Raw genomic sequence first — 11,492 nt, 5'->3', positions numbered from 1 at the left:
TGACGCCTTCGGCATCGGCCAGAGCGTCGCGCAGCTCAAACAGAGTGATATCCGGGTCCTGGATCATCAGTTCCTGAAAGAACCCGACATGAGCGGCCAGTTTGCCGGTTCCTGCCGGACGCCCCATCGGAGAGGCAACAGCTTCACCCGCACTCCGGATCCGGCGCGCCCACCGTCCCCCAGTCGCGGCAGAAACCTGAAGGCGCCGGGATGCTTCCCTCCCTGTCAGCCCTTCTTCGATCAGTCGCGCAAAGCGATCTCGGAGTTCCTTGGGTAACGGTGCCGGCATGACGTGATCCTCCCAAACAGGGTGAATCACAAATCAAACTGGACGTGTCGCGGAATTGTGCCGCTCCTTTGAACACGTATCGTGTCGCAAAGGAGAACAGACATGGCATCACGACCGAGCCCGGAGTTCCGCGCAGAAGCGGTTCGGGTCGCATTGACGAGCGGGCTTTCTCGCAAGCAGGTGGCTGCGGATTTCGGTGTTGGCTTTTCAACGCTGAGCCGGTGGATCCAGCAGGAACGCAAGAACCCCGAGAAGCCGACAGCGCAATCCGACCTTGAGCGCGAGGTCGCAGAACTGCGCAGAGAGAACCGGCAGCTCCGGGAGGAGAGGGACGTTCTAAAAAAGGCAACGGTGTTCTTCGCGGAGAGAAGCAAATGAGGTTTGCCTTCGTTGAAGAACACCGAAACGATTTCCCGGTGGCCCGGCTGTGTAAGATCATGGATGTCAGCCCTCGGGGATATCGAGCCTGGCGTCGCCGTCCACTCAGCAACCGCCAGCGCAATGACATGGTGGTCCTGGCTCACATCCGCGAGCAGTTCGCCCTGTCCCTGGGCAGCTATGGCCGCCCGCGCATGACCGAGGAACTGAAGGAACTTGGCCTCCATGTCGGTCACCGCCGCGTTGGCAGGCTAATGCGTATGAACAGCATATCCGTGAAGAGGAGCAAGAAGTTCAAGGCGACAACCGACAGCAATCACAGCTTCAACATCGCGCCAAACCTGCTGGATCGCGACTTCTTGGCAGATCGCCCGAACCGGAAATGGGCGGGTGACATCAGCTATGTCTGGACGCAGGAAGGGTGGCTCTATCTCGCTGTGATCCTCGATCTGCATTCCCAACGCGTCGTCGGCTGGGCTGTCAGCAACCGGATGAAGCGTGATCTGGCAATCAGAGCATTGAAGATGGCCATTGCTTTGCGGCAACCGCCCAGGGGCTGTATCCATCACACGGATCGCGGCAGCCAGTATTGCTCTCACGACTACCAGAAGATCCTGCACCAGCATGGCTTTGAGGTCTCGATGAGCGGGAAAGGCAACTGCTACGACAACGCGGCGGTCGAGACCTTCTTCAAGACGATCAAGGCCGAGCTGATCTGGCGCCGTTCATGGCCGACACGGCGGGCTGCCGAACTGGCGATCTTCGAATACATCAACGGCTTCTACAATCCGCACCGCAAGCATTCAGCTCTCGGCTGGAAAAGTCCCTTGGCCTTCGAGGCTCAGGCTGCATAAGTGAGAAATCGGAGCGGCATCAAAGCGTGACAGGTCCAATCCGATGATACCGTCCAGCAATCAAGGCAATTCTCGCTGCGCCAGCATCAGGCGGCTCCGTCCGCTGACCGGCCTTCGGTATAAGCCGCCGCGAAAGTCCGGTTCTCGTTCAGCCTGTCGGAAACCACGGAGCGAGTTTTGGGTTGCTGCGCGCGCGGCGAATGGCGGCAAGGTCGGCAAAGCGGCCTCTGCCTTCTTGTTTTCCATGGCGTGGCGTTTTCGTCCAGCTTGACCGCACTGAACTGATGTCATTGCTTGACCTGCGGAGCCGTCGCTGCAGAAGTCGGTTGGAATGCAATTCTCTGTAGGATTTCACTATGCCAAATATACGAGCTATAGCCATCGCAACGTCGCTCGCTTTGGCCTCCACCGCCGCAGACTCACAATCATTCCGGGACAAGCTCTTGCAGGGTGCAGAGAAGATCCAGGAGGGTGCCGGTCTGGTGAAGGAGGGTGCTTCGATTGCAGGTGACGCAGTCATGGAGGGGGCAGCCAAGGTTACAAAGGAAGTCGACGAAAGCATCACCTCGACCTTCGATCTCCTGTCCAACGAGGACACCCCGGAGAATACCCGAGCGGAACTCGACGCAATGGCGCGAGCGACCTTTGAGCGTCTTCTGGCGGAACAGCCTGAGATAGTCGACCTGATCGAGAAAAGTGCCGGTGTTGCAGTGTTCGACACCCGAAAACTGGTGATCGCAAACCTCGCCGCGGGAGCCGGTCGTGGGGTTGCAATTTCACGAGAGCAACAAAAGCCAATCTACATGAACATGGGAACGGCGGGCGTTGGGCTCTCCCTCGGAGTCGGGGGGTTTGAAACCCAAGTTGTCATTCTCTTCGAGTATCTCGACGATTTCGAGGAGTTTGTTACGCATGGTTACGACGCAACGGCGGAAGCTGGCACAATGTTCGGAGACGATAGGACCAACGTCAATGTCGGGTTTATCGATGGTAGGGCGATCTTCTACGTCACAGATCAGGGTTGGAAAGCCTCAGCCACCGCCGCAGGCACGAAGTACTGGATAGATCCGACGTTGAACTGAGTTGCTCCGTTTTTCGCGTGCCGAGGTTGGCGCTCAACTGGATGGATTGAATCCAACTCTAACGACGTTCGGGTTTACCGCTTCCTGCGCACAATGGACCTTCACCGTGGCGCCTCCCTTCGCGGGTGCAGCATTGTTTCGCCATGCGTAACCGGCCCAAAGCCGACCTTTGCCACGCACTCCAGCGCCGCTGCGCAGTATCGCCGAACCAGCCATTCGCTGCGCCTGCGAGATTTGGGCTCTGCCGGAGGGCGGCAGTGCGGGCAAATGGACATTTCACTGAGTCTGTGCCGATGACCGGTTCAGTGCGCTTTGCCAACCTTCTGCTTGGATTGCACACAATTCGCGCATCTTCGCGGGATACTGCTATGACTTAGAGAGTCATTCTGTGCATTCCGCCATGGGCAATGTGTTTTGCCTTGTTCTGCCACGAACCGAGACCTGAACTGAGAGTTCAACAAGGGCGTCGGAACCTCCCGAAAAACTCCCCGAGACAGGTACGACCTGGTGGATGTCGCGACCGACTGCGACCGGTATCAGGTTCTGCGACCCGACGCTCCGGTTCGTTGGATCGAAGGCGATCCATCCAGCACCGGTCAAGTACATCTCGACCCAGGCATGGGTAAACCCGGCACCTGCGGTCCCGATAAAGCTGTCTCCTGGATCGGACAGGTAGCCTGAGACGATACGAGACCCGATTCCAAGAGTGCGCGCGGCTTCGGCGAGCAGGACCGCGAAATCACGGCACGAGCCCCATCGCCGGTCGAGGGTCTGGGTCGGCGACTGGGTGCCTTCAGTGTCACGGCTCTGGTAGGAAATCTGGGTGAACACACCATCGCTGATGTCCTTCAACAGAGACAGCGTGTCGGTCGGGCGCGTCATGACGAATCCCTCGACCCATCGGGCAAGGCGGCCGTCTGGGTCGCAGTATTGCGGTACCGTCAACGCACCCAGATCCGTCCATTCGTCGGCGGCGTAGGAGAAGGGGTACCGGGCGGCCGAGGCAGCGATGGCAAAGACCGGCCAGGCTGGCGCGGTGAGTTCCACTGAAGCGCGGCTCTTGATCACCAGATGATCTGTCTTGTCGTCAAAGACGGCGGTGGCGATGGCGTTGCCGGCCACGTCATGCGCCCATGTTACGGTCGCCATCGGAGAAATGGACAGGGCGTGCGCGAGAAGACTCAGTTCCCTCGTTTCTCGGGGACGCAGCATCATCCTTTGCGGCCCGAGAGAGACCTCGTTACGGTATCGGTAGGTTGTGGTGTGAACGATGTCGAGACAGGCCAAAATGGTGTTCCAGTACGCTGCGAGGAAGACGGAGCGCGCGCCTGTGGGGATCAGCGGCGGCGAGATGCGCCCGGGTTGACGGACGCGGCGTTCTGCCAGGCGTTCAACCCCTTGCAGCGCCGGCAGATCCGTTCTCCGAAACCCTCGCTCCAGAACGACGCAGTGCATCGCAGGCATCGCCGTTCTTGGGCTACGTCGCCCAAGGCCCTCGCGGTCTCGATGTCCGGCGCTGCACTTCCCGCGATGGCCCTGTCCGCCATCAAATCTGTCCCACGACGTCGCGGCTGTGCGATCGCGACAGTTTTTCCGGTCTTGAGGGCATGCCTTCGTTTTCGGCTGCCAGGATCGACGCATCGTCCCGCGTCTTTTGGGTGGTCGTCTTCGACGCCGGCGCATTCAAGCTGTGATCAGGCGTGCCATGCCCTGAGTAGAGATGTCTCAGATGCGCCTCGGAGACTCCGTCAGCCTTCATCACGAGACGCACCATCGGATCTGCCAGCATTTCCTCGAGAAAGAAGTCGGACAACGCCTTGCCCGACAGCTTGTCCCTGGCGCGTGCGTGGTCCAGGTCGGCAAGCGAAACGGTCAGAATCCGCGCAAGTCCCGGATGCGAGATTCGCGGATGGAGCTTTACCATTACGTTAGCTTTCCAGGCCGCGGGATCCTTTTGATCCGGGGGCGAAACCAACTCCGTTTCGATCTCGTACTCTCCCGCCGGGAGCGTCTCGGCAAAGCTTGGAACGGTGAACGGTCGGGAAAAGACAGCAACGGTCTTGCTCGTCAGTTCTTCCATTGGCATCGTCCTTTCCCTTGTTGCTGCGGGTGGTCCTCGCGCCGTTAAGAATGGGGCGCGTGGCCTGTGCACATCTCACGATGTGTTGGATTTCGCTGGCGCTTCCGTGTCAGCGGCTTTGGGCTTGTTCTCCTTGGCAGGGTTCTTCGCGGTCTCCGCAGGCTTCGGCTTCATTGCGGCCGCTGCCTGGGCAGTCAGGTCCTTGAAGGACATGTCATCGTTCCTTTGATTGGCCAGCGCCAACTCCTCGTCCATGACGGACCGGGATGCATTGCGCCAGTAATACCTACATGGGGATTGGCCACCCCAATTACGATGGCGCATCGAAAAGGAAGCCAAGGTCAATCAGGCCAATTCATCGGTCCAGACCTTGAATCCCGTCAAAGTGTTCTCCCCGAATGTCTGGGTCAAAGGCACATCGGCAGCATCGCGCCCGCGCGCGATCAGAATTCTCGCAAACCTCGGCTTGTTGTTCCGCGGGTCGAAGATGTGCCATTCACCAGTGAGAAAGACCTCCATCCATGCGGCGAAGTCCCCTGGCGGATGACCGTTTCAACCGCGACCGCGAGGAGACCGGCACCTGCAGCGCACAAGTCCGGTACGCTTTCTCCAAAAGAACAGGCCAAGCTCTGGGACATGGAGGAACACTTCTGGACCAGTGGCGCCGACAACGTGCGGGCAACGACAGCGACCAACGCAGTCATGGTCTTCCCCTATCCGCCCTGCATCCTCCAGGGTGACCAGATCTGGACCCATCTTGGGCAAAGAACCGGCTGGCGTTCCGTCGTCATGGCCGAACGGCGCGCGATGCGGTGTCGTGGCATCGCCATTCTCACCTATCGCGTTTCGGCGGAGAAAGCCGACGTGCCGATCTACAAAGCCCTCTGCGCCTCGACGTACCTCAACGATGACGACAGCTGGCTGAGGATTTCCCACCAGCAAACTGCGGTGACTTGAGAACCGAAGAGGCAATCGCCATGCCGCAGGCGCCGAAACTAACCTGCGTCAGTGCGGCATGGTAACGACACCGGATAGGTGAGACGTGCCCGCCGAATATTTGGTGGCGCATCTTTTTCCGAGTACCCGAGAAGCGTGTGGGCATGCCGACCCCCAAAAGGTCGGCATGTCGGCGCGCTTCTTATTTCTCGGAACGTTCAGAAAGGACATTTCCAATGACTCCCGAACAAAACAAGACTGCCGAAAAGATGACCTCCGTGAAGGCCGCGTGGGACAAGGCGCCCGCCGGTCCGAAGAAGGATGCGGCGCTGAAGCATTACCAGGCAGCCGAGAAGGCGAACACGGCGAAGAACGAAGTCGAGACCAACAAGGAACTCGATGCGGCGACGCACGCCCTCGCGTGACCTCCCGCGTCTGACGTGATTACCGGGGCCGCCTGCCGAGCAATGGAGGGCGGCCCTCTCATTTCAGGAGCGGGCCGCTCAGGTCCAGATATGCCGGATCGAACTCGGCAAGTTCCACCAGTCCGCCATAGTCGTGAAACGTCACATGTCCGTCCCGAAAGGTCACCAGTCCACTCTCGCGAAGCTGCCGCAGGACGCGGTTCACATGGACCGCGCTCAGCCCCAGTGTATCGGCGAGGTGATACTGCGTCAGCGGGCAGTCGAACCCTTCCTTGCTGCCCATGCCGACCAGCGCAAGCCTCGAACCCAGTTCCAGCAGGAAATGCGCCATTCGGGCGTCCGCATCACGCCGACCGATCCCGACGAGATGTTCCACGACCATCGCCTCGTCCCTTGACGCCGCCCAGAGTATGGCGGTCGCCAGGCGAGGGGTCCGCGCGAACGCATCAAGAAGGTCGCTCGTCAGCACTTCGGCAGCCTCGATGTGGACGATGGGTTCGAAGCTGTGGTCCGAAGTGCGCAAGAGGACGCTCCGCAATCCCAGAAAATCCCCTGGCACCTGAAAATCCACGATTTGCCGAGTCCCGTCGGCTTGTAGCTTGTAAGAACAGACCCAACCCGCGGATAGAATATACGCGGCCTGAGCCGACTGGCCCTGATGCACCATATCTCGCCCCGCGACAAAGGAGCGGCGACGCTGGTGCAGTCGTTCAAGCACGGCCAGCTCGAGCTCCGTTAGAGTGACGAAGGCCGAAAGCTTTCGTGTCAGGGGGCTGTGTTCAGCTGATGTCATAAGGCCTCCCGGCGTGGCGTCACCCAAGAGCGGAAATCGGCCCGGACACTGCTCTGGATCAGTCCAGCATAGAGCACTTCCTGCGACAAGTACGGATGCATTTGAACCTCACCTTCTCCTGGGTTCACGATGCCAAGGAAGGAAACCCAGATGTCCGACGTGAGCGAACATGCAGGCCAGGCCGCCCTATCAATCTGCGAGGCGCTCCTGCTCGCCATGAACGATCGCGGGTTGCTGCCGGAGCACGAGATCGTGGGGGTTCTTCGCAACGCAGCGGGGACCCATGAAAACGCCACTGGTACGGAAGAGGAAGTGCAAGAGCACCAATCTGTCGCGAGCCTCATCAACGCGATCATTGCTGGCGGCAACTCAGTGCGTCGCGTCTAAGCCGGCGGCTTCGTGGACCGCAGTAGCGCGGCAGCAAAGTGCCTTACGTCTCGGTTTCGGCCTCGACATCGCCAAAGGATCAAGAAGGAAGAAAATGAACAGTTCAATCGAAGTAAGAAGATTCGAAAACCCCGACGACTCTCTCGACATGAAGGAGCGGGGCGGGATCGACATCGTAACGATGGCCGATGGTACCAACGGCATGCGCGCAACTTTCGAGCCGGGCTGGACTTGGGAAAAGGACGAAAAGCCCTTGCTTGGTTCGCCCGACTCCTGCCCAATGCGCCATACAGGCTATTGCATCGCAGGAACCCTGGTGGTGCGGATGATCGACACGGGAATTGAGACTTCGATTGGTCCCGGCGACTTCTTTGAAATCCCGCCCGGCCATGACGGATATGTTTCGGGACCGGAGCAGGTCCAGATGATCCTGTTCGCGGCTCCGGAGAACCAGACGCAAGACCACTCGCACTGAGCGGTACCGGGGCAGCGGCAAACGTTTGGAACCGAAACTCACCGACCCTCAAGGAATGGCCATCGCGTCAGCGTCCGGCGAGACGGAAAACCGCACGGCCCGCCGCCATCCGAGAGGGCGCCTGTCACTCCGGAATCCCAACCTCAGGAACCCACAACATGTCCGCCAAGGAAGTCCGATTCAGTACTGACGCCCGCGACCGTATGCTGAAAGGCATCAACACGTTGGCGAATGCCGTCAGGATCACTCTCGGCCCCAAGGGCCGAAACGTCATTCTCGACAAGTCCTACGGCGCTCCGCGCATCACCAAGGACGGCGTCACCGTCGCCAGGGAAATCGAGCTTTCGGATCATTTCGAAAACATGGGCGCGCAAATGGTGAATGAGGTGGCCTCACGCACCAACGACGAGACCGGCGACGGCACCACGACCGCGATCGTTCTGGCCCAGGCCATCGTCAAGGAAGGTATGAAGGCCGTCGCGGCCGGCATGAACCCGATGGATCTGAAGCGCGGCATCGACAGGGCAGTGGCCGCAGTCGTGGCCGAGATCAAGACCATGTCCAGACCTGTCGGTGACAGCGACGAGATCGCCAAGGTCGGGGCGATTTCTGCCAATGGAGAAGTCGAGATCGGTCGGCAGATTGCCGACGCGATGGTCAAGGTCGGGAAGGAAGGTGTGATCACCGTCGAGGAAAACAAGGGGTTGGAGACCGAAACCGAAGTGGTTGAAGGCATGCAGTTCGACCGCGGCTATCTGAGCCCCTATTTCATCACGAATGCTCAGAAGATGGTCGTCGAGCTGGATGACTGCGTCGTCCTGCTCCACGAGAAAAAGCTGACTTCTCTCATATCCATGGTGCCGTTGCTGGAGGCTGTGATTCAGGCCGAGAAGCAACTGCTGATCGTGGCCGAGGACATAGAGGGCGAGGCGCTGGCGACGCTGGTCGTCAACAAGCTGCGCGGCGGGCTGAAGGTCGCGGCCGTCAAGGCGCCTGGCTTCGGAGACCGCCGCAAGGCGATGATGGAAGACCTCGCCGTGCTGACGGGCGGTCAGGTGATTTCCGTAGAAATGGGCACCAAGCTGGAGAATGTCACCATGGACATGCTCGGTTCCGCCAAGAAGGTCGCGATCACCAAGGATGACACGACGATCATCGACGGTGCCGGCGACAGGAACGCGATCGCCGCGCGCGTCATGCAGATCCGGGCACAGATCGAGGAGACCACTTCGGACTACGACAAGGAGAAGCTGCAGGAACGCCTGGCCAAGCTTGCCGGCGGCATTGCCGTTATCCGGGTCGGCGGGGCAACCGAGATCGAGGTGAAGGAGCGCAAGGACCGCGTGGATGATGCGCTGAATGCCACCCGCGCTGCGGTTCAGGAAGGTGTCGTGCCCGGTGGCGGCGTGGCCCTCGTTCATGCTGGCAAGGTGTTGGCGACGCTGAAGGGTGACAACAGCGATCAGGATGCCGGCATCAAGATCGTCCGGCGCGCGATCCAGGCGCCGCTGCGACAGATTGCCGGAAACGCCGGCGTCGACGGATCGGTCGTCGTCGGTAAGGTGATCGAGAACGACAGCCCGACCTTCGGTTTCGACGCGCAGACCGAGGAATACGTCGACATGCTGAAGGCCGGCGTCATCGATCCGACGAAGGTCGTCCGTATCGCGCTCGAAAACGCCGCGTCCATTGCCGGGCTATTGATCACGACCGAAGCGATGGTCGCGCAGAGGCCCGAGAAGGCCAGTGCCGGAAGCGAATTGTCCGACATAGGTGGAATGGGCGGAATGATGTGAACGCCGGCGTCCCGCGGGCAGGTGCCCCAGGACACCAATCCACGGTGGTGATTGAAACAAATGCCGATCACTGCGTCAGAAAAATCCAGGACCAGGAGGAACCGAAATGTCCAAAGGTGACAAGCAACGCGGCAACCGTGAAGCGAAGAAGCCCAAGAAGGTGAAGGAAAAGGTCGTTGCGACAGCCGACTTCACGAAGGGTAAAGCCTTGACCAATCTTGGCGAACACAAGAAGAAATAGGCGGTAGTGGAATCCTATTCAGTGAACGAAATAGACATGATGCCGAGTTGCCCTTTGTCACCTTATTATTCACCGCAGCCGTTATCTCATCTCGGACCGAGCGAGGCAGAATGTCGCTCGGCAGCGGATGAACCAGCCTGTCGTAGTAAGCGCGACATAGCACGAAAAAACGCGATCTAAACACTTTCTGCACACGGGTCCAATTAAGCATCTGTAATTACATGTAAATCCATGCCATCCATCATCCGGACAGATACACTAAGCCATCCTCGAATAACCGCTTCGCTCCTGTTTTCAGACATCAGAGCATTTTGCAGCATTCGGTAGTTCGGGCTCTGTGCCGACTTGCGGCGACGCAGAGAAATGCTTCGTTTCGAGGGCTTTTCAATGTCGGCTCTCGCCTGAGGGCCAGGCCGTTCTTGCGCCTGCAGAGAACGGCCTGAATCCGCCCTTCTTCCCCAATGCTGCGGTAGCGTGCGGGTGGATTTCGCGTTCGCGGCGAAGGTCTGCAACGTCGGCAAACCCGTCGCTCGCGGCCGGTGCCGGCCTCCACCGCGCCACCATGTCCGTTGGCTGCGCATTGCGGTCCTTCGCCCCCCTGAAGTGCGGTGATGCGTACGGAAGATGCAGGGAAGAAATGGATGAACCTGCACTGCCAGAATATCGACGGCGCTCGAACTTATGATGATACAAGATTGGGACTGAGAACGCTGAACAGAATTGCAACGTAGATTGCAGACGAGATTAGAGGAGCAAGTATGCTCCTTGCCTTCCATTGCCTTCCTGTCTGCACAACGTTTCTTTTCATTCCCCACTCAGTGGGAAACAAATAGAGAACCCAGAGAACGAGATATCCGGGTGCGCAGAAAACGTTCCATAGAAGCTGTATCATTGCGTTCGACCTATCGGCGAATCGCCCTTGGATGGCGGAACGTCGCCTTTGCGCCACGCGTGGCACTCTTTGTTGGATTTCACAGATAGACTTGGCCTGGACTAGCCACTGAAACCAGCCCGCTGCCGGATCATTTGCACCACCGGCCCGAGTTCGTCGCAGATTGCGCGATCCGACGCGATGAGTTGATCACTGCCCCAGGCCTCACCGACAGTCGCGTAGTTTTGGCGCATCCGATCAGCATAAAGGGTTGAGATGGACTTCGCGTTGGTAGCGGCTTCCTCGAAATGGACGTTAATATCTTGTGCGGGAAGTCCACGTTCCGACTTTTTAACTTTTCTTAGGATTGCGGCAACCGAGACGTATTGCGTTCCACTGTTCGCGAGATCCATCACGATGGATTCGCCGAGCGCGGCACCACCATACTCGCCATAGCCGAAGTATAGGCCAGCGCAGCGCACAAACGGATAGCCAACCTCACGTTCGGTTTCCGATTTGAGCATGTATTGTTCGAGTGAGCTCGCCGACAAGGGAGAGATCACACTCGGCGAATTGGCAGCGGAATTGGCCGAGACACATGGCATCGAGGTCCATCGCGGCACCGTCTGGCGGGTGCTGCGGGAGCTCGGTCTGACGCATAAAAAAAGACCTTCAGGCACTTGAGCAGAAGCGCAGAGATGTCGCCGATCAGCGCCATATCTGGATCACAAAGCGTCAGCCCTTCATGGCCAACCATCTGGAACGAATGGCTTTCATTGACGAGACCTCGGTCAAGACCAACATGGCCAAAACCACCGGCTGGGCCCCGTGCGGGCAACGCCTTGTCGATCACGCGCCCTTCGGACACTGGCGCACCCAGACCTT

Annotated in this window: 14 protein-coding genes and 2 pseudogenes; 9 read left to right on the top strand and 7 right to left on the bottom strand. The window is 59.1% G+C overall.

The window, feature by feature from the left end; all coding sequences use genetic code 11:
* Positions 1–289 (bottom strand): annotated as a pseudogene (locus tag BLR85_RS28770) (transposase); the annotation flags it as partial.
* 102 nt (positions 290–391) lie between these two features.
* Between BLR85_RS28770 and BLR85_RS26365 the strand changes: the two are divergent.
* Positions 392–1,521 (top strand): IS3 family transposase gene (locus BLR85_RS26365; protein ID WP_425284513.1). Its coding sequence is split into 2 segments (ribosomal slippage): positions 392–626 and positions 626–1,521, totalling 1,131 coding nucleotides; the frame shifts between segments, so codons are not numbered across the junction.
* A 356-nt stretch (positions 1,522–1,877) separates the two neighbouring features.
* The gene (locus BLR85_RS26360) at positions 1,878–2,603 is read left to right on the top strand and encodes a lipid-binding SYLF domain-containing protein (RefSeq protein WP_093164421.1); all 726 of its coding nucleotides are present in this window, start codon (positions 1,878–1,880) and stop codon (positions 2,601–2,603) included.
* 381 nt (positions 2,604–2,984) lie between these two features.
* Here the strand turns inward: BLR85_RS26360 and BLR85_RS26355 are convergent, their stop codons facing one another.
* From BLR85_RS26355 to BLR85_RS30125, 4 genes and pseudogenes are all read right to left on the bottom strand, one after another.
* A complete protein-coding gene (locus BLR85_RS26355; protein ID WP_244520888.1) occupies positions 2,985–4,067 on the bottom strand; it encodes a transglutaminase family protein in 1,083 nt (360 codons plus the stop codon).
* An 82-nt stretch (positions 4,068–4,149) separates the two neighbouring features.
* Positions 4,150–4,683 carry a hypothetical protein gene (locus tag BLR85_RS26350; protein WP_093164419.1) on the bottom strand — a complete coding sequence of 178 codons (534 nt, stop codon included), beginning with the start codon at positions 4,681–4,683 and terminating at the stop codon, positions 4,150–4,152.
* 75 nt (positions 4,684–4,758) lie between these two features.
* Positions 4,759–4,896, bottom strand: a complete 138-nt coding sequence (locus tag BLR85_RS29395) for a hypothetical protein (protein ID WP_170844787.1) — start codon at positions 4,894–4,896, stop codon at positions 4,759–4,761.
* 132 nt (positions 4,897–5,028) lie between these two features.
* Positions 5,029–5,232 (bottom strand): annotated as a pseudogene (locus BLR85_RS30125) (transglutaminase family protein); the annotation flags it as partial.
* On the opposite strand from BLR85_RS30125, the gene BLR85_RS26335 reads away from it, so the two are divergent.
* Together BLR85_RS26335 and BLR85_RS26330 are read left to right on the top strand one after the other, a co-directional pair.
* On the top strand, positions 5,227–5,640 hold the full coding sequence (locus BLR85_RS26335; protein WP_244520887.1) for a hypothetical protein: 414 nt from the start codon (positions 5,227–5,229) through the stop codon (positions 5,638–5,640). The pseudogene BLR85_RS30125 and the gene BLR85_RS26335 sit on opposite strands and share 6 nt — an antisense overlap.
* Before the next feature lie 215 nt (positions 5,641–5,855).
* On the top strand, positions 5,856–6,044 hold the full coding sequence (locus tag BLR85_RS26330) for a hypothetical protein (protein ID WP_093164413.1): 189 nt from the start codon (positions 5,856–5,858) through the stop codon (positions 6,042–6,044).
* Between the two features lie 58 nt (positions 6,045–6,102).
* Here BLR85_RS26330 and BLR85_RS26325 read toward each other — a convergent pair whose 3' ends face one another.
* On the bottom strand, positions 6,103–6,837 hold the full coding sequence (locus BLR85_RS26325; RefSeq protein WP_093164411.1) for a Crp/Fnr family transcriptional regulator: 735 nt from the start codon (positions 6,835–6,837) through the stop codon (positions 6,103–6,105).
* A 150-nt stretch (positions 6,838–6,987) separates the two neighbouring features.
* Here BLR85_RS26325 and BLR85_RS26320 point away from each other — a divergent pair, with 150 nt between their 5' ends.
* The 4 genes from BLR85_RS26320 (at position 6,988) to BLR85_RS30315 (ending at position 9,736) form a co-directional block, all read left to right on the top strand.
* Positions 6,988–7,224: a hypothetical protein gene (locus BLR85_RS26320; RefSeq protein WP_093164408.1), complete on the top strand. Its 237-nt coding sequence runs from the start codon at positions 6,988–6,990 to the stop codon at positions 7,222–7,224.
* Between the two features lie 94 nt (positions 7,225–7,318).
* The gene (locus BLR85_RS26315) at positions 7,319–7,699 is read left to right on the top strand and encodes a cupin domain-containing protein (RefSeq protein ID WP_093164406.1); all 381 of its coding nucleotides are present in this window, start codon (positions 7,319–7,321) and stop codon (positions 7,697–7,699) included.
* 158 nt (positions 7,700–7,857) lie between these two features.
* The gene (groL, locus tag BLR85_RS26310) at positions 7,858–9,495 is read left to right on the top strand and encodes a chaperonin GroEL (RefSeq protein ID WP_093164404.1); all 1,638 of its coding nucleotides are present in this window, start codon (positions 7,858–7,860) and stop codon (positions 9,493–9,495) included.
* A 106-nt stretch (positions 9,496–9,601) separates the two neighbouring features.
* Complete coding sequence (locus tag BLR85_RS30315; protein ID WP_093164402.1) at positions 9,602–9,736, top strand: hypothetical protein; 135 nt, start codon at positions 9,602–9,604, stop codon at positions 9,734–9,736.
* Positions 9,737–10,729: 993 nt separating this feature from the next.
* Here BLR85_RS30315 and BLR85_RS26300 read toward each other — a convergent pair.
* Positions 10,730–11,131: a hypothetical protein gene (locus tag BLR85_RS26300; protein ID WP_093164400.1), complete on the bottom strand. Its 402-nt coding sequence runs from the start codon at positions 11,129–11,131 to the stop codon at positions 10,730–10,732.
* Here BLR85_RS26300 and BLR85_RS26295 point away from each other — a divergent pair.
* On the top strand, positions 11,130–11,291 hold the full coding sequence (locus BLR85_RS26295) for a winged helix-turn-helix domain-containing protein (RefSeq protein WP_093164398.1): 162 nt from the start codon (positions 11,130–11,132) through the stop codon (positions 11,289–11,291). The two genes, BLR85_RS26300 and BLR85_RS26295, sit on opposite strands and share 2 nt — an antisense overlap.
* Positions 11,292–11,492 lie beyond the last annotated feature (201 nt).

The sequence above is a fragment of the Aliiruegeria lutimaris genome (genome assembly GCF_900099935.1).
Taxonomy (GTDB): Bacteria; Pseudomonadota; Alphaproteobacteria; order Rhodobacterales; family Rhodobacteraceae; genus Tropicimonas; species Tropicimonas lutimaris.
The sequence above is the reverse complement of the archived record's forward strand: the minus strand, read 5'-3'. Positions and strand labels throughout refer to the sequence as shown.